Raw genomic sequence first — 17,143 nt, forward strand, 5'->3', positions numbered from 1 at the left:
GGGTGATCGGAGCGCGGGTACCGCGTTCGTGCCGGTAGACGTTCAGATGCGGAAGGGGCATGGCTCCTCTGTCCGGACGCGTGAGGATGTGGGTGTGCGAGCGCGGTGACGTGACGGACAGGATGAACTTCCGGCCCGGCGAACCGAGTTCCTGCCCTCGGTTCCTCAACTCGGTTCCTGAACGCGACCTCCGGCACCGGAGTGCGCGCCGAGCGACCCGATGAGCTACCAGCCGGGGGCACCGACCAAGTCGACGCGGACGGTACGACCGTTGACGACCAGATGCCCCGGCCGCTCGTCCCAGGCGCCCGCGTCGAGTCCGACACGGGCGAGCGGACCCAGCCGGGCGGTCAGCGCGGCAAGCAGTCCGGACAGCCGGCTCTCGAGGTCGCGTGACCGCGTCCACCACACGCCGTCGAACGTCCCCGTGCGCTTGGGCGTCGTCTCCGTCCTCAGGACCGCGGTGCCGGGGAGTACCGGCTCCGTACCGGTGTCCGCCAGGAGCCTGATGGGGATCACGGGGTCTCACCCGACTCCCTTCCGGGTGCCGCTGCCCCGCCAGGTCGCCCGGAAGCGGCCGTGGTCGAAGGCGGCGATGCGATCGCGTGCTGCCGGTTGGCCAGGTGGATGAGGAGGACGCCCAGAGCGATCATCGCCATGACGACGGCCACGGTCACGAAGGTCTCCATGGTTCTCACATCTCCTTCGGCCGATTCGCGGTCGCGGCGGGTGCAGCGGCTTGGTCTCCGCCCCCGGGAATGGCTGCCGGGGTCCGTGGCCGCGCGGCGGGATCGCGAGCCCCATGCCCTCCCTCGGAGTCCCAGACCGCCTCCACGGCCCGGTCGGTCTCCGTCACCGTCCGCCGACGCGCGGCCTGCTCCATCAGCCGGCTGGCGGTCGACGTGCCCAGGGGGTCGCTCGCGGCGGCCATCAGCCAGGCGGCCGCGACAGGGTCCGTCCGCGGCGGGACCACCAGGAGGTTCCAGCGGCCCATGTGGTAGGAGAGCAGCAGCAGTTCGTGCGGGTCCTGCTCGTGCAGGAACCAGCCCACCTTCACGACATGCCCGGCGACGGGCACCTTGCGCGGGACGACCGGCCAGTGGGTGGGATTCACCGTGACCCGGGTGATCCGCCCCCACAACGGCTCCAGTGCGGCTGTCAGGGTGGGGAGCTCCGCCCCGAGATCGCGGGAGCGGGGCCACCAGGCGCCGTCCAGGAGAGCCGGCGTGGCGCCGACAGGAGCCAGCGACAGACGGAGAGAGGAAGAGGTGTCGGAGGATGACGAGAGCCGGTCTTCGAATGTCGGCGAGAGGGTAATGGTCGCAGTCATGACGCGAACCCTGCTCCGGGCCGGAGGTGACCGGCCCGGCATATTGAATCGCCGAAAACGACACGAGCATGAAAGCCGGTGCGCGAAATATCCTCGGTACATTCCAGCGTACTCCCCGGCCGAGCCGAACGGACCGTGCCGTCGGCGGGTCCCCCGCACGGTGACCCAGAGCGCGCGTTTCCGGGGAGAAAGGCTGTTCACCCGCCCCACCCGCCCCACCCGCAGGGGCCTTCGAGCGGAGTAAGGCCGAAATACCGGGAGCACTCCGCACACCGGATCAGATGCTGGTGCCGTTCTCGGCGAGGAACAGAACCGGAACGTCGAAGACGAGCCCGGGGAAGGTTCACGCCATGACCGCGACCAGCAGAGGTACAGCCCTCACCGAACACGACCTCCCGCTGCCGGGAATCGGCCCCCTGCGGGTGAAGAAGCTACGAGCGGCAGAGCTTTCCGTGTCGCCCACCGTCGACGACGCCGAGCCGGGTTGTGCCACCGATGATTCGGCCCGTTCCGCGGCGGAAGCCGTGGGCAGGCCGGGACGGCGTGACCCCGCGGAGGCACCGGAACCGCCCTCTGCCGGGAACGTCGACGTGCGCCTCGTCGCCTCGTCCCCCGAGGCCACCCGCCAGGTCGCGGAGGTTCTTCGTCGCTGCTTCGCCTCGTCCGAGCAACGCAGCTATCCCGTCGGCACGGGGGCCGCCGGAACCCGCCTCCACCTCACGGTGGACACCGCGCGCGCAGCAGAGCCTGTGCGCTCCTGGCTGGTCACCAGTGGGTCCTCCGGAAACGGCCGTGCGCACACTGACGAAATCTGAGGCGCGTGTGCCCTCGGTGCGGCACAAAAGCCTTCCAGGCCAGGGCAGTTGGCTGCAAGCGGTGGTCTACTGATGAACATGCCCCTTATGGACGATGAGCGGGAAGCTCTCATCATGGGTGTGGTCATCGCAGGAGGCGGGTCGGTGTTCCTCCTCGTCTGCGGGCTCATCTGGGGATTCCCGTGGCAGGCGATACTGCTCGTTGCGGCTGTCACGGTCGTACTCGGGGTCACACTCTCCGCCATGACGTTGGCCGAGGTACGGCGCGACGCGGAGCGGAAGTCGCGCAGCCGCGGGTTGCTGACCGCATGGGCGGGCCGCAACGGAGGACGTTGCGAGACCGACTTGGACGCGTTCACCGCCGACGGGGAGGAGTGGAAGCTGCCGGCGAGCCCGCTTTTCCGCGGCGAGCTGCTGGCCGTGGTGCACCGGGACGGCGTCGAAGTGGGCATCGCCTGCTCAACCGTCGACGAGGGCCTCGAGGGGGGAAACAGTTGGTACACGGCGATCCTGGTCCGCCTCTCCGAGAAGCGGCCGCCGGCACGACTGCACCGGCGGGATGCAGGCCGACTTGACCTGCCGCAGGACGTGAAGTCGGTGGAGACGGGCCGCCAGGAGCTGTGCGTGTGGTACGTGGGCTGGCCTGATGCGTCACATGTGCTGGACACCCGGGTCGACGCAGCCGTCCGCCTGGCAGCGAGCCTGCCGGAGACCTGACACGGCTCGTCCGCTGACCCGGCTCCGACCAGCACTCCAGGCGGGCAGGAAGACATGGACCGCACCTCGCCAGTGCACTCACAAAGAGGTGGAACGAACGGACCCCAGCGGCCCACGGCAGCGGACAAGACGCCCGCGCCAGGGCGCACTTGGGCTCGCCTCGGGGCGCAGACAGCACTTCGCCGAGCCGGCCGAGGCCCGGGACTCCGGCGTCTCCGTAAGGACGGCGACCGCTGCTCCGATGAGGCACACCTTTCACACTGATGGGCGCACATGCGAATAGCTCCCGTGTGTCGGAGCAAGCCCCTGGTTACCTACAGGGTCGGAAGGCCCGAACGGTGAAATCCAGGACACGAGGAGCAGTAGATGACCGCGACCGCCCAGAGGCAGACGGCAACTGTCAGGCCCGTCATTCGATCGATGCAGATGCACTACGTCACCGAACTGGAAAGGTTCGTCGGCTCCGCCCTCGCCGGCGCCGGCGAGGGCGCCAAGAGGACCTACCTGGATCCGCCCATCGTCTACCCGCTGCCCGTACTGCACCCCGGAATGAAACTCCCCCTGATCGAAGAGCAAGGACGGGTGCAGAGCGAGTTCAAAGACGCGACCGCGAAGAGCATCAAGGCTATCGGGGATTACCTGCAGAGCATGCAGAAGGACGTGAAGGGGGCGGCGGAGCAGTACGCGAGAACGAAGAACAAGGGGAGTCTCCACGACAGCATCGAGAAGGTCCGCCACGAGGCCAAGCAGAAGACCGACGAGAAGATCGACGAAATCTGTGACCGTGCCGAAGGCCTCGGTGACGCAAATCCCAGTTGGCAGGACATGCTCGTCGGAGCCCTCAATCGGGTGCTCAACTTCCTCACCAACATCATGAACCAAGTGGTCAACTTCCTCATCGGCCTCCTCGACAGGATCGAGGAATGGATCGATGAAGCGGGCCGGAAGATCGCGGGATTCTTCGAGGGGGTCGGCGACGACATCGACGGCTTCGTCAAAAGCCTCTGACGGTAGCGATGCTGCCCTCAGGCGCCAATCCATGCCTGGCGGCAGCACCGCGACGACATGGAGCATGTCCCAGCAAAGCTGCACCTCGCCTCGTCCGCATCGGTGCTCGCTCCGACCGGGCCGGGTCGGGTTGGATCAGGCAGCGGTTGTGAGCGGGCGTCCGCCCCATCGGACGCCTTTCTCCCTGCGGATGCGGGCGCGTTCCTTGCGTTCGGCGGCCAGGACGTCGCGGTGGCGGGCGGGTCGGTCGGTCTGCGCACAGGGACGGGCTCGGCCACCGCGCCTCCAGCGGTCGGATCGGACGTCACTACGCATCCCACCGCCGCCACCCCCGACCCGGCGACGTACCTACGTGTCGCAGTACCGGTCCGCCCGGCACGATCCGCTGTGGCTGACCAGCCGGAGCTCCGCCGAGCTGCCCGTCAGACCCAGTCGAGGGCGGCCGGCTCCCGCAGGAAGCTCACGAACACCGAGTCGTCGTCGTCCGCGCGGGCAGGGTCGTGGAGCACCTGCACCGCGCCACCCTGGACGAGCACGGACGCATCGGCGTACTTGCGCGTCACCCAGCGGCGCGTGCCGGCGGCGTCGACGTAGGTGACCGTGGCGGTGGCCCCCGCGACGTGCCGCCCACCGGAGTCGTCGCTGGAGTAGTGGATGCGCAGCTCGCTGATGGTCCCGGTGGTCCGCAGCCCCTCGGTCAGCAGCCGGTCCCGGGTGGCGGCGCTCGCGGCGCCGCGGCGCTGGGCCCGGACGGCCGACCACACCAGCAACAGCGAGAGCACGACCAGGAGACCCGGCAACCAGAGGTCGGCGTAGTAGAGAATCCACCGCACCCAACCCCAGGGCTCCGGCGGCTCGTAGTCCGTCACCACCCAGCCGACGCGGTCCGCCGCCACCCAGTCCCGCGCCGCGACAGCGACGCCCAGGGCAAAGCCGGCGACGCCGATCGCCAGCGCCCATCCGCCGCCGCCCCGTACAGCCCGGTAGCCGTCGAGATGATGCGCGCCCACCGGCAGCCCCAGGCCTACCAGGAGGGCCCCTGCGACCATCCCGGCGCCGACGAGCAGGACCGAGACACCCGAGACATGGGTGCCGGACGGCGCGTTGAGGGAGATCGCGCGCAGCGCGTCGAACCACAGCGAGACGAGGAGGCCGAGCACGAAGGCGCCCGCGGCGCCGAGGACGAACCAGATCACGCCCATGCGCAGGGCCGCCGGATTGCCCACCTGACGATCGCGTTGCCGGCGCCGACGCACCGACGGGTCCACTGTCTCCATGGCGCCTCCTGTCGTGCAGGTCGGCCCGATCGCCGGGAAACCATGGTACTGAACTGATCGGGTGACGTCGGGGCGTCCGGTCGGCCGACCGGACCCGGCGAACGTTCGTGGCCGACGCGCTAGGGGGCTTCTGATGGATCTCCGTGGGAGAAGGAGTGCCGAACGCCGCGACGCCGCGGAGATCCATCAGAAGCCCCCTAACGGTCTGCCACGGAGTGGCCGGCGGATTGCGCGGCCCATGAAGCGAGGATGCGCAGACGGTCGTGGCTGGGTGTGCCGGGCTCGGCGGTCAGGGTGATGAGCTGCTGGTCGGGATCGGCGGTGCAGGTGAGGAAGGACCAGTCGAGGGTGAGCCGGCCGGCGATCGGATGGTGCAGGACTTTCGTGCCCGTACCCTGAACGGCGACGTGATGGGCGCCCCACCACCGTCGGAAGTCGGGGTCCTGAAGCGACAGCTCGCCCACCAGTTCTGCCAGCCGTGGATCTTTCGGGTCCCGGACGGCCTCCATGCGCAGCTGCGCCAGGCTCGTCCGTGCCACCCAGTCCCAGTCCGGGTACAGGTCTCTGATGGCTGGTTCGCAGAAGACCAGCCGTACGAAGTTGCGCTTCGTCTCCGGGATCTGCGCGAAGTCGGTGAACAGGGCGGCGGCCATGGGGTTCCAAGCGAGGATGTCCGTGCGCCTGCCCAGGACGACGGCCGGCGTGGTGGCCAGGTCGTCCAGCAGCCGCTGCAGCTGTGGCTGGACCTTCTGCGCGGTGCGCCGACGGGGTCGGGCAGCGTCCTTGCCGGACAGTTCGAACATGTAGGCACGCTCGCCGTCGTCGAGCCGGAGAACACGCGCGAGGGTGTCCAGCACCGGTTCGGAAGCCTGGCGGCGGCCCTGCTCCAGGCGCGTGTAGTAGTCGGGGCTGATCGACGCCAGCAAGGCCACTTCCTCCCGGCGCAGACCCTTGACCCTGCGCCTGCCGCCCGAATCGGACAGCCCGACCTGGGCCGGGCTCACCTCCATGCGCCGCGCCTTGAGGAAGGCACCCAGTTCACTGTGGTGGGCGTTGCTGCTGCTCATAGGGACGAGTCTGGCACCACGCGATGCCCGTGACAGGGGGCCTGTCGTGTCCCAGGACAGCTTTGTCCGGGGACACAGGACGCCCCTTACCCATCCGCGTACCGCGTGCGAGCGTCGGTGACGTGACCGGCGTACGGGGCCGCCCCCGAGGCGGGCGGCCTGGCCGGAGGAATCCGTCTCGTCCGCGGTCGCAGCACTTTCTCACCACACCCAGGAGACACAGAACATGAGGACCAGCGTCACCTTCCCCAGCAGCCGTCTCGCCCTCGCCGGGATTCTCTTCACCCCCGATGACCACAGTGACGGCCGGTTGCCGGCCGTCGTCATCTCCCATCCGGGAGGCGGCGTGAAGGAGCAGAGCCCGAGCATCTACGCCGAGCGTCTGGCCGGTGCCGGGTTCGCCGCGCTCGTCTTCGACGCGGCCTGCCAGGGCGAGAGCGAGGGCGAGCCGCGCGGTCTGGAGGACCCCTTCCAGCGGGCCGAGGACATCAAGTCCGCAGTGACCTACCTGACCACCCGCGACGACATCGCCCCGGACCGCATCGGGGCTCTGGGGATCTGCGCGTCCGGCGGTTACGTCCCCTACGCCGCGCAGACCGACCATCGCGTCAAGAGCGTTGCCACGGTCAGCGCCGTGGATATCGGGTCGGTGTTCCGTGAGGGACTCGGCCGCACACAGGACCCGGCGATTCTCAACGCCATGCTCGACCAGGCCGGTGCACTGCGCACCGCAGAAGCCCGCGGCGCGGCCCCGCGGCTGGAGGCATGGATTCCGGACAACGCCGAGGAACTGCTGGAGACCGCCACCAGGCAGTTCCGGGAGACGTTCGAGTTCTACTGCACCTCGCGCGGCCACCACCCCCGTGCCAACCAAGGATGGGTGCTGCGCAGCATCGACCTGATCGCCCAGTACGACTCGTACGCGATGATCCGGCTCATCTCGCCCCGTCCCCTGCTGATGATCGCCGGCTCGGAGGCGGAGAGCGCCTACTTCAGCCGGGAAGCGATCGAGAAGGCGGCCGAGCCCAAGGAACTTGTCGTCATCGACGGCGCAGGCCACATCGACCTGTACGACAACGACGAATACGTCACCCCCGCCGTCGCCAAGCTCACCGAGTTCTTCGGCAAGCACCTGGCTGGGTGACCGCCTGCCGGGCCCGTTCCTGCCCCCTCCCCGCAACAGCCACTTCTCACGGGCCGACCACCCTTCGGCCTGCAGATCGCAGACGCCGACGCGCCCTGACGCCTACGAATCGACGGCACAGATCTGGAGCGCCGCTGTTCGTCATCCCGCGGCGTTCAGGATCTCCCGGATGCGTGTTGCGTATGCCCGCGGGTGGCTGGTGTTTCCGTTGTGTCCGCCGGGCAGCTCCTGCAGTTGGCGGTCGAGCAGCGTGGCCAGGGCTGTCGCGGCCTGGTAGTCGAAGACGGTCCGCGGAGTGGTTTGCCCGGCAGCGGGCACGATGTGTGTGCCGACGCCCTTGAGTGCGGCGATGTCGAGGGTGTCGTGAACGACCGCGGTGAAGTCATGCCCGATGGTGTGCCTGCGCGAACACACGACCCTGGCGACGATCACTGCCGGGGGCTGAAGGTCGGCCCGCACTCACCGGATCATCCGCGTCTGCGAGCGCCGGCGCGGCGTCGCGCGGCTGAAGTCCTGGCGGATCTTCCGCAGATCCCGACGCAGCCCACACCGCATGACGTCAATCGCCAAAGCCGTTCTCGCCCTGGACCGATCGCCGATCACTCTGTTCCCGGATCACTGCAAGACTGCCTCAAGACACGGTAAAAACCCGGACAGAGGCGGATGCTTTGACCTTGCTTTGATGAACCGGTGATCATTCTGTGGCCTGCACCCTCCTAGGGTCACTGCGGGCTCGGCGATCTCCAGGCCCCGCCGACCAAACCCCGGACGCCTCCGTGCTTCCGCGGCGCGGCCGCTCCCGGTCCCCCACCCAGGTCCGGCGCACGGTGCACTTCACTTTCGAGGACTTCGATGCGTCTCCCGTTCCATGCCGTCAAGATGCTCACCGTCGCAGCACTCCCGCTGGCGCTGGCCGCCTGTTCCTCCACTTCCACGGACTCCGCCGGCAGCACCCCCACAGCCGCCACGCCGTCAAAGGCCAAGGACCCCAACGCCGGCCTTCTGACGGGGACGCAGCTGAAGGGGGCACTGGCCCCCTCCTCGTACTTCCCCTCCGGCTTCGCCGCCGACCCGAGCCTCGCCCGTGACACCGGGGACACCTACGAGGCGCCGGCCACCAAGGCCGCCGCCAAGCCGCACTGCGCCGACCTGGCGGCCACGAGCTGGATCAGCCTCACCGGCGTGGAGGGCGTCTCGTTCGCGCAGAACTCCCACATCAACAAGGACACGAGCGCCGAACTCGACCAGGAGATCGACGTCTACCGTGGCACCGTCGCCGCGGACGTGCTGAAGGACCTGGCGAGCGTCGTCGCCGCCTGTCCGAGCTACACGGACTCCGACACCCAGAGCAAGGTGACGGTCACCGGCGCCTCCACGGCCGGGCTCGGGGACGCGGCGTACACCATCACCCTCACCGACAGCGCCTGGGAGAGCGGCACCACGTTGATCGCCTCCCGCGCGGGCACGGCCGTCGTCAGCGTGCTGTCCACGGAGGGCGCCGACAACGGGGCCGCGAGCGCGAAGAAGCTGGCGGAACAGGTGCTGGCCGCGGTGAAGAGCGGGAGTGGCACGGCCGGCCAGAGCTGAGCCGACCCCCCGTCAACCAGGGTGTCCGGTGCCCACGGAGAGGCACCGGGCGCCGCGGGCGTTGCCTGAGACTACTTCTGCGGTGAAGCTCAGAGTCGAGGGCGGGCGGCCGGCGTCTCCGGCGGCTCGCCGTCGGGCAGGGTGTGCGGCGTGTGGTGCTGCTGTCGGCCACCACCGTGGAGCATCCCGCAGGGGAAGCCCGCTTCGCCGCACAGTTCCAGCACGCCGAGGACCTGATCAGCGGCTCCGGCCTGGACTGGACGGTCCTGCGCCTGGCCGACTTCGCGGCCAACGCACTCGCCTGGGCGCCCCAGATCAGGTCCGGCGACGTGGTGCGCGGCGCGTACGGCCGGGCCGCCACCTCGCCCGTCCACGAAGTCGACATCGCCGCCGTCGCCGCACGCGCCCTCCTCGGCAGCGTTCCCCCGAAGTCGATCCACACACTGACCGGGCCGCAGTCACTGGACCAGACCGAGAAGGTGCACCTCATCGGCGCCGCTCTCGGCCGGGCACTGTCCTTCCAGGAGCTCCCGCCGGAGCACATACGCCGGGGCATGCTCGCGCAAGGGCTGCCCGAGGAGGTCCCCGACCGCCTGCTCGGCTCCCTGGCCGACTACGCCCACCGCCCAGGGCCCACCACCAGCACCGTGGAAGACCTGCTGGGTCGACCCGCGCGCGCCTTCGCCGACTGGGCACGCGACCACGCATCCGCCTTCGGCGGCTGATTCCCCGCCGTTTGCCACGACGCAGCACTCACTACGCCCAAGACCGGGAGTACACCCATGAACCTCACCCTTTGGATCGCGGACTGCTGGCCGCGGTCGCCCTGGCCGCCGGCGGCAGCAAGACCTTCATCCCCAAGGCGAGACCGGCCGCGCAGCACGGCGGGGAATGGACGCAGGACGCGAGCAGCGGCTTCGTCAAGACCCTCGGGGTCCTCGAACTCCTGGCCGCGGTCGGCCTGATCCTGCCCTCCGTGCTCGACATCGCACCGGTCATGGTTGCGGTGACGGCCGCCTGCTGGATCGCCCTCATGGTCGGCGCCATGATCACCCACGGTCGCCTCGGCCAGTCCGGACTGGTGCTGCTGAACACGGTCTGTCTCGCGCTTGCCGTCTTCATCGCGTGGGGCCGCTTCGGCCCTTGGTCCTTCGGCAGCTGACAAGGGTCGCCGGCCTTCTCGCACCGACCGCAACACCGCCTGGCCGGTAGGACTCCGTCAGGGCTGTGTCGAGCTTGGCCTTGGACGTCACCCGCCGGGCAGGGCTTGGAAGTCCTTCGCCTGCGGATACGTCACGTCGGTGCAGCCTCGCCGCTTGGCGATGTCGTCGACGTATGCGCGGAACAGGGTGTTCAGCCTCTGGGCGCCGAGGATGTCGTCGTAGGTGTAGCTGGAACTGAGGGTGTGCAGGGCCGGCTTGCCGTCGCAGACGGAGGAGGCCCACAACGCTCCCTTGGCGTGTCCGGCCGTTCCCGGCTCGATGATCGCGTCGTCGGCGCCGAGGAGCTCGTATCCCACCGTGCCGGCTTCCGGGCCGAAGTAGGAGACGGCGCGCAGCCACCAGGGCGAGTGGGTGAGTGCGCTGCGCGCGTAGTCGCGCTGGTCGTCGTCGAGGGTGTCGGCGATCCGGCCCACCTGGTCGGGGCTGACGGCCAGGAGGCAGCTTTCGAGGGGGTTCGCTTCCCGGACGGGTATCGCGAGGGCGCGGTCGGGCAGCCTGTCCTGTCCCTGCCGCGTGAGGTGCGCGGCGAACCAGCGGCAGGAGCCGTCCGCTGTCTTGGCGGGGCGAAGGGTGGTCGGCACGGAGGCGAGCTGCCGGCCGGGCAGGGCGGCCAGCCGGGCCTTGCAGCCGATCCGGTCGGCTGCCGCTTCGGCGGCGGAGTGTGCGATCCGGGCGAGGCGTTCACGGTCCGCTGCGGAGACGTCGTCGTAGTCGGCGCGGGCGGTGACGTTCAGCAGCTTGGGGGCCGTCGCACGGCTGCCCGGACCGCACTCGGCGCGGACGGTCGTGTACCGGTCCCCGTACCGGCCCAGGGTGCCGTCGCCGACCGGCCATGGTTCGGAGCGCCGGTCGGCGACCGCCGTGACATCGTTCTTGTCGCCGGTGCCGGCGTCGTAGAACGGCTCGAGTCCGCTGTCGTCACCGATCCAGTTCATCGGCTCGGAGGCATCGCTGCGCCGTACCGCCAGCGTGAACAGGCTCGTGGTCTTGCCGGGGCCGGGCACCTTGTAGACGATGCAGGAACTGTGCAGTTCGCGCGTATCGATGCGGTACTTGTCGTAGTCGCTGGCCTTCGCCCGGACCATCCCTCCGTTCAGGTCCATCACCGCGGCTCCCGAGACGAGCCCGTCGCACGCCGCGCCGATGTCGCGCTCGCTGGACGCGCGGTCGCGGATGTCGTCGGCCGTCAGCCAGCCCGCATACAGGCTCAGCCCGATCCCGCCCCATGCCGTCCACCGCCACAGCCTGTTCAGTCCCGCGCACACCGCACACTCCCCCTTGTCAACCCGTCCGGCGCGATCAGTCCGCGCCGGTCGACGAGCGTAGAGGGCCGCCTGTCGGCAGGTTGAGGGCGGGGTTCGCGTCGGTTGTGGAGGGACAGGCCCCACCGGCTGGTGGATTCCGCGGCCATGTCCTTCGGAACGCCCGCGCGATCGACGTCCCGTGTCGCCTTCCTGCTCACCCGGGGCAGACACACACTCCGCGCAGAGCCGCGGGCGCGGAGGCGGCTCGTAGTCTGGTCGGGTCTCGTCGCCCGTGGGAGAGGAGTGTGCTCGTGCCGCCATGCGAGCCAGGAGCTTCCGGCTGGGCTGCACGGTGCCGTCGGCCGTGAACGCCCTCGGCCGCCGGAGCCGTCCGGCGTTCGGCGGGCTGCGTCGGCCGACCGTGCAGGAGGCACGGGGCGGGGCCCGCATGATCCTGTGCGCCACGCTGTCGTGGTACCTGGCGGTCGAGTCGGGCATCAACAGCGCCCCCGTCGCCGCCGTACTGCCGGCGGTGTTCACCCTGTCCGGGATCCCGCTGTGGGCCCCTCGGCTGGGGCTTTACCGCCTGGGCAGTGTCCTGCTCGGGGTGTGCATCGCAGCGGTCGCCCTGCGCTGGCTTCCCGTGTCCACGCTCTCCCTGGCCGTCGTGGTGAGCGCCGGATACCTCGCCAGTCTCCTGCTGCGCATCGACGGCGCCCCCAGCCAGCAGGTCCTCGTCAGCGCCGTGCTCGTGTTCGGTGTGCCCGTCTCCGGCTACCCGGAGCAGCGTGTCCTGGAGAACCTGGTCGGCATCGCGGTGGTCGTCGTCCTCGGCCCCCTGCTGTGGCCTCCCGACCCCTGCCGCCTCCTCTCCGGCCGGCTCGACGCCTACCGCGACGGCCTCGACCACCTGCTCGAGGACCTGGGCCGCCACCCCGACCGGTCTCCGCTTCGTCCGGAGGCGGGGCAGGCCGGGGGCCTGTGGCAGCAGCCCCACGACCTCGCACGGGATCTGGACCGGGCCCGGATGGCCCTGCGCTGGAGTGTGACCCACCGCCGTTCGATCCCCGCGCTCGACAAGCTCGGACACCGCATCCGCCTGGCCGACCGCACCGCAGCACCCCTGCACTGCCTCTGCCTCGGTCTCAGCGCACAACCGCCCACCGCAGAGGAACCGCCGACGGCCCCGCCCTCTGCCGACCTCTGTGCCGGTCACAGCTCGGACAGCCCCGGCCCGTTCCTGGAGGCCGTGCGGCACGGACTCGTCCTCGCGTTGGACGGCGCCGACCCCACGGCGCCGATCACCCAGGCCCGGACGATCAGCCACCGGTACCTGCCTGCCGCCCGTACCGGCGCGCATCCGCACCCGCACCCGCACCCGCACCCGCACGACAGCTTGCCTCGTGATCTCCTGCTGTTCGTCCTCGACAGACTCGACGACTACCGCGAAGCGCACTTCACCGGCCGATGACCTCAAGTGGGCTGCCCGAGTGAGGACGAGAGCCAGGAGGTCATGCCCGACACGTGCTCAGGCCGGGCGCCCGAAGCCACGGGCCGGCTGCCCTCCCTCCCGTCCCACGGCCGTCCGTTCACGCGTCGTCAGGCCGTCGGGACCTGTCCGACCTCTGCCGCGGCTTCGGCCCCCGACGAAGTGATCACCTCGGAGCTCCCGTTCCCACGGTCGGTGAGGCCTCCGAGGAAGGCGAGGCCGAGGCCGGCGGCGGCGAGTGCCGCGCCGACCAGGGCGGGTGAGGCCCAGCCCCAGCCGACCGAGATGGCCAGGCCGCCGAGCCAGGCGCCGCCGGCGTTGGCCAGGTTGAAGGCGGAGTGGTTGGAGGCCGCCGCCATCGTCGGGGCGTTCTTCGCCTTGGCCATGAGCAGCATCTGCACGGGTGTGGTGACGAGGGCGCCCATCGCGCCCATGAAGGCGAGTGTCATCAGGGCGGGAACGGCGCTGTGGACCGTGAAGTAGAACGTCACGAGCGACGCGCCGAGCAGGGCGAGTCCCCCGTACAGCGTCGGACGCAGGGCGCGGTCGGTCAGTGGGCCCGCGATCAGTGTGCCCAGCGTCATTCCGATGCCGTAGAGCGCGAGAACCCAGGTGGTCGAGGAGTCGGAGAAGCCCGTCAGGTGGGTCAGGATCGGCACGAGGTAGCTGTAGACGGCGAAGAAACCGCCGAATCCCACGACGGCGGTGGCCAGGCCGAGGGCGACCTGCCCGTTGCCCATGGCCCGCAGCTCGCGGCGGATGCCGGCCTGGCTGCTGCGGGGCTGGTGGGGGACGAAGGCGGCCAGCGCGGCCAGCGCGATGAGGCCGATGACGGCAACGGCGCAGTAGGCGTACCGCCAGCCCAGCTGCTGCCCGAGGAACGTGCCGGCCGGGACGCCGACGATGTTGGCGATGGTGAGTCCGAGGAACATCCTCGACACGGCCCGTCCGGCTCGTTCGGGGGCGACCAGCCGGGAGGCCACGACGGCGCCCACGCCGAACAGCGCTCCGTGGGGCAGGCCCGCCAGGAATCGTGCGGCGAACAGCAGGCCGAAGTCGGGAGCGAGGGCGGACGCGACGTTGCCGACCACGAACAGGGCGGACAGCAGGAGCAGAAGTCGTTTGTGGGCGATGCGCGCGCCGAGGCCCGTCAGTACGGGGGCGCCTACGACGACGCCGAGCGCGTAGGCGGAGACGATGTTGCCGGCGTGCGGCACAGAGACGCCGACCCCGTCGGCGATCTGGGGCAACAGCCCCATCGTGGCGAACTCGGTCGTACCGATGCCGAACGCGACAAGGGCAAGGGCCAACAGGGCCAGTGGCATAGAGCGGGAGTACCTTTCACGGGCGGCGATCCGGACGCGGCGGAGCAGACGGGACCATGGACGTCCTGCTCCTGTGGCCTGTCGCGCCGGCCACCATTGCCCGGTGCGCCCCCCAGGACAGGGAGGGCCCACAACCGGTGCAGCCGCGGCACAGGCCCACGCATTCCAGGATCGGCCGACAGGAGCCTATGGCCTGCATCACACTCTGGGGCGGCGCGTCCGGTGACGGGTCGCGTTCGCCGGGCACGAGCGGAGCGGGGGTGTCCGCGGGCGGTACGCCAGGGTGTCCCCGTCTCCCCCGCCAGGATGATCTGCCCCGGTCAGCAGTTCCTCGCCGTCGAACCCGGCGAGGGAGTTGAACGGCGCGTGCATGAGCGCCACATCAGCGCGGCCGTCGCGCAGCAGCTCCGGGAAGAGGTGTCAGGATCGCAGGGGGTGTTGTCGGAACATCGCCAGCCTCTTGGCCTGCAGTCGCCTAGGTTCGCGGGCATGCCACAGCAGAGCCGCAGCATCGTCCAGAATGCTTGGAAGGCGTTCGCCAGCCACGACGCCGACCGAATCTCCGCGGTCTTCACCGAGGACGCCGAGTGGCTCGCGCCGCAGGCAACGCTACTGCCGTCGCACTGGACGCCCCCAGTCACATGGTCGGCAGGAAGGCGATCGTGAGCTTCCTCGCCGAGGATTTTCCCCGCTTGTTCGTGAGTGACGTCACGGTCACCTTCCACGAGTTCCACGCCGACGGCGAGCGGGTGATCGTGGAGGAGACCATGACTGCGACTCTGGCCAACGGAAACCACTATGCCAACGACTATTGCTTCGTTTTCGAGCTCCGGGACGAGCTGATCCACCGGGTGCGCGAGTACATGGACACAGCCCGCGGGCACCGCATGATCTTCGGCCCCGGATCCGGCAGCAACGGCTCAACCGACGACCACGGTTCATCCGGCACGATCCACAGCCGCGACCGTCCCTTCCCCACGACACCGGCTCCTGCAGCAGGCACTCAGATACACCGCGGCAGCCTCGCCACACCTACCGCCGCAGACGTCAGCAGGGCATAGCCGGGTCACACAGGCTTCGGGTTGCCTTCGAGGCATGGGCCATCTTTCCGAACCGACAGCGGCCACGGCGAAGAAGAACGTCCCGAAGCCCCTGCGGGCCGACAGCGCGCCCACGGTGACTCACCCGGGTACCCCCGGCGGCGAGAGCTGGGCCCGGCGACTCGGCTGGGCCGTGTCCGGCGTCGACGACTCAGGCCGCGTCTCCGTCACCACAAAGGAAGGCCGCTGTATGTGGCTCGCCCCGCCACAGGACAGATGCTGTTGCGATCAAGCCGGTGCAGCTGATCGCTCTCCGGTCCGTCGTCGCGCAGCATCCTGGTCGCCACGTCGGTTAGCCTCAGCGGCGTGAACGGTTCCTCCCTGCCGGGCCGGCGCACGCCATGAGCGTCGTCGGCTCCTGTCCCCTCGGCGCCGCGACCACGCTCGCCGAACTCGCCCGGGATCCGCATCCGCGACTGGCGCTGCTCCGTGCGCAGGAGCCGGTGTCCTGGGTCCCCGAGCTGGACGGCTGGCTGGTGACCCGTCGTGATCTCGCACTGAGCGTGATGCGGGACGCCGAGACCTTCACCGTCGACGACCCCCGGTTCTCCACCGCGCAGGTCGTCGGCCCCAGCATGCTGTCCCTCGACGGCGACCACCACACCCGGCACCGCGAGCCCTTCACCGCCCCCTTCCGCCCCCGGGCCGTGCGTGACGGTTTCGCCGCGTTCATCGCGCGGGAGACCGACCGGCTCATCACCGCGCTGGAGCCGACAGGCGCCGCCGAACTGCGACGTGCCTTCGCCGGACCCCTCGCCGTCGCGGTCGTGACCGAGGCGCTGGGGCTGGCCGGCGCCACCGGGGACACGGTGCTCGCCTGGTACGACTCCATCGTGCGGTCGGTCTCGGACATCACCGCCGGCCACGCGGCGGGGCCCGCGGGCGTCGTGGCGTACGCGCAGCTGCGGACCGCCGTGGAAGTCACCGTCGCCGACCGGAACGCCCCCTCCCTCCTCGCCTCGGCCGCCGAGCGGCTGACCGTGCCCGAGGTGGCGTCCAACGCCGCGGTGCTGATGTTCGGAGGCATAGAGACCACCGAGGCGATGATCACCAACGCGCTGCTGCATCTGCTGCGGCACCCCGACCAACTCGTCCTTGTCCGGGCCGACGCCGATCTGCTGGACGGCGCGCTCGAGGAATCACTGCGCCTGGAACCCGGCGCGGCGGTCGTGGACCGCTATGCCACCCGGGACACCGTTCTCGGCCCGGCCGCGATCCGCCGCGGTGACCTCGTCACGGTCTCCCTGACGGGCGCCAACCGCGACCCGGACGTTTTCCCCGACCCCGACCTGTTCGACGTCCGCCGTGAGAACGCGCGTCTCCAACTGGCCTTCGCACACGGCCCGCACCACTGCCTCGCCGCCCACCTCGCCCGCCTGGAAACCCGCATCGCCCTCCAGCACCTGCTCGAACGCCTCCCCGCCCTGCGCCTCGACCCCGACCACATCGCGGCCCCGTACGGCCTGGTCTTCCGCAAGCCCACCACCCTGCACGTGCGGTGGGACCAGGCGGACTGATCGGACTTCAGTGCGGCCAAGGTGTACCCGCGCGTTTCCTGCGCCGGTTGGCCCCGGCTGATGCTGCGGCGGCGCCTCACGGCGCTCGGGCCGGCGGAACCGTTTCACCGCGCGCCATGTCCTCCTTCGCACAAGGTTGGTTCCACGCCGCGGGACCGCCTGCGAAGGGGGATGGCCATGGGGCAGGTACGCGAGGGGGCACGGTTAGGGGGCTTCTGATGGATCTCCGTGGGAGAAGGAGCGGCGTTCGGTGCGTGCTCTCGGTGTGCCGGGCGAGAGTCCTCGTAGCGGAGCTACTAG

17 protein-coding genes and 3 pseudogenes are annotated in these 17,143 nt (G+C 70.1%); 11 read left to right on the plus strand and 9 right to left on the minus strand.

Annotated elements, in window-relative coordinates:
* Positions 1-225: 225 nt before the first annotated feature.
* From AB0J04_RS30705 to AB0J04_RS30715, 3 genes are read right to left on the minus strand one after another with little or no spacing between them, the layout of a single operon-like run.
* Positions 226-519 (minus strand): DUF5994 family protein, encoded by a 294-nt coding sequence (locus AB0J04_RS30705; protein WP_363171843.1) that lies wholly within the window; start codon positions 517-519, stop codon positions 226-228.
* Positions 516-689 carry a hypothetical protein gene (locus AB0J04_RS30710; protein ID WP_363171844.1) on the minus strand — a complete coding sequence of 58 codons (174 nt, stop codon included), beginning with the start codon at positions 687-689 and terminating at the stop codon, positions 516-518. Before AB0J04_RS30710 ends, AB0J04_RS30705 begins: the two co-directional genes overlap by 4 nt.
* Positions 690-694: 5 nt before the next feature.
* On the minus strand, positions 695-1,330 hold the full coding sequence (locus AB0J04_RS30715) for a DUF5994 family protein (RefSeq protein ID WP_363171845.1): 636 nt from the start codon (positions 1,328-1,330) through the stop codon (positions 695-697).
* 524 nt (positions 1,331-1,854) lie between these two features.
* Between AB0J04_RS30715 and AB0J04_RS30720 the strand changes: the two genes are divergently transcribed.
* The 3 genes from AB0J04_RS30720 to AB0J04_RS30730 all read left to right on the plus strand — a co-directional run bounded on the left by AB0J04_RS30720 (position 1,855) and on the right by AB0J04_RS30730 (position 3,870).
* Positions 1,855-2,145 (plus strand): hypothetical protein, encoded by a 291-nt coding sequence (locus AB0J04_RS30720; RefSeq protein WP_363171859.1) that lies wholly within the window; start codon positions 1,855-1,857, stop codon positions 2,143-2,145.
* A 72-nt stretch (positions 2,146-2,217) separates the two neighbouring features.
* Positions 2,218-2,862, plus strand: a complete 645-nt coding sequence (locus tag AB0J04_RS30725) for a hypothetical protein (protein ID WP_363171846.1) — start codon at positions 2,218-2,220, stop codon at positions 2,860-2,862.
* Between the two features lie 366 nt (positions 2,863-3,228).
* On the plus strand, positions 3,229-3,870 hold the full coding sequence (locus AB0J04_RS30730) for a hypothetical protein (RefSeq protein WP_363171847.1): 642 nt from the start codon (positions 3,229-3,231) through the stop codon (positions 3,868-3,870).
* 135 nt (positions 3,871-4,005) lie between these two features.
* On the opposite strand, the pseudogene AB0J04_RS30735 reads toward AB0J04_RS30730, so the two are convergent.
* The 3 genes and pseudogenes from AB0J04_RS30735 to AB0J04_RS30745 form a co-directional block, all read right to left on the minus strand.
* Positions 4,006-4,110: pseudogene (locus AB0J04_RS30735) on the minus strand (IS630 family transposase); the annotation flags it as partial.
* 182 nt (positions 4,111-4,292) lie between these two features.
* Entirely contained in the window at positions 4,293-5,147 is an 855-nt protein-coding gene (locus AB0J04_RS30740; RefSeq protein ID WP_363171848.1) for a hypothetical protein, read from the minus strand.
* Between the two features lie 197 nt (positions 5,148-5,344).
* Entirely contained in the window at positions 5,345-6,214 is an 870-nt protein-coding gene (locus tag AB0J04_RS30745) for a helix-turn-helix domain-containing protein (RefSeq protein ID WP_363171849.1), read from the minus strand.
* A 226-nt stretch (positions 6,215-6,440) separates the two neighbouring features.
* Here AB0J04_RS30745 and AB0J04_RS30750 point away from each other — a divergent pair, with 226 nt between their 5' ends.
* The 5 genes and pseudogenes from AB0J04_RS30750 (at position 6,441) to AB0J04_RS30770 (ending at position 10,107) form a co-directional block, all read left to right on the plus strand.
* Positions 6,441-7,358 (plus strand): alpha/beta hydrolase, encoded by a 918-nt coding sequence (locus AB0J04_RS30750; protein ID WP_363171850.1) that lies wholly within the window; start codon positions 6,441-6,443, stop codon positions 7,356-7,358.
* Positions 7,359-7,754: 396 nt separating this feature from the next.
* A pseudogene (locus AB0J04_RS30755) lies at positions 7,755-7,950 on the plus strand (IS5/IS1182 family transposase); the annotation flags it as partial.
* Positions 7,951-8,210: 260 nt separating this feature from the next.
* Entirely contained in the window at positions 8,211-8,945 is a 735-nt protein-coding gene (locus AB0J04_RS30760; protein WP_363171851.1) for a hypothetical protein, read from the plus strand.
* A gap of 152 nt (positions 8,946-9,097) precedes the next feature.
* Positions 9,098-9,670, plus strand: a complete 573-nt coding sequence (locus tag AB0J04_RS30765) for an NmrA family transcriptional regulator (protein ID WP_363171852.1) — start codon at positions 9,098-9,100, stop codon at positions 9,668-9,670.
* Positions 9,671-9,741: 71 nt separating this feature from the next.
* Positions 9,742-10,107 carry a DoxX family protein gene (locus tag AB0J04_RS30770; RefSeq protein ID WP_363171853.1) on the plus strand — a complete coding sequence of 122 codons (366 nt, stop codon included), beginning with the start codon at positions 9,742-9,744 and terminating at the stop codon, positions 10,105-10,107.
* Between the two features lie 87 nt (positions 10,108-10,194).
* On the opposite strand, the gene AB0J04_RS30775 is transcribed toward AB0J04_RS30770, so the two are convergent.
* On the minus strand, positions 10,195-11,433 hold the full coding sequence (locus tag AB0J04_RS30775) for a hypothetical protein (RefSeq protein WP_363171854.1): 1,239 nt from the start codon (positions 11,431-11,433) through the stop codon (positions 10,195-10,197).
* Positions 11,434-11,731: 298 nt separating this feature from the next.
* Between AB0J04_RS30775 and AB0J04_RS30780 the strand changes: the two genes are divergently transcribed.
* Positions 11,732-12,883 carry a hypothetical protein gene (locus tag AB0J04_RS30780; protein ID WP_363171855.1) on the plus strand — a complete coding sequence of 384 codons (1,152 nt, stop codon included), beginning with the start codon at positions 11,732-11,734 and terminating at the stop codon, positions 12,881-12,883.
* 128 nt (positions 12,884-13,011) lie between these two features.
* On the opposite strand, the gene AB0J04_RS30785 is transcribed toward AB0J04_RS30780, so the two are convergent.
* The gene (locus AB0J04_RS30785; RefSeq protein WP_363171856.1) at positions 13,012-14,226 is read right to left on the minus strand and encodes an MFS transporter; all 1,215 of its coding nucleotides are present in this window, start codon (positions 14,224-14,226) and stop codon (positions 13,012-13,014) included.
* Between the two features lie 318 nt (positions 14,227-14,544).
* Positions 14,545-14,631: pseudogene (locus AB0J04_RS30790) on the minus strand (LysR family transcriptional regulator); the annotation flags it as partial.
* Positions 14,632-14,813: 182 nt separating this feature from the next.
* Between AB0J04_RS30790 and AB0J04_RS30795 the strand changes: the two are divergent.
* Together AB0J04_RS30795 and AB0J04_RS30800 are read left to right on the plus strand one after the other, a co-directional pair.
* On the plus strand, positions 14,814-15,287 hold the full coding sequence (locus AB0J04_RS30795; RefSeq protein WP_363171857.1) for a nuclear transport factor 2 family protein: 474 nt from the start codon (positions 14,814-14,816) through the stop codon (positions 15,285-15,287).
* 380 nt (positions 15,288-15,667) lie between these two features.
* Positions 15,668-16,843, plus strand: a complete 1,176-nt coding sequence (locus AB0J04_RS30800) for a cytochrome P450 (protein ID WP_363171858.1) — start codon at positions 15,668-15,670, stop codon at positions 16,841-16,843.
* Positions 16,844-17,143: the final 300 nt, after the last annotated feature.

It is taken from the genome of Streptomyces sp. NPDC050263, assembly GCF_040655955.1.
Classification (GTDB): Bacteria; Actinomycetota; Actinomycetes; order Streptomycetales; family Streptomycetaceae; genus Streptomyces.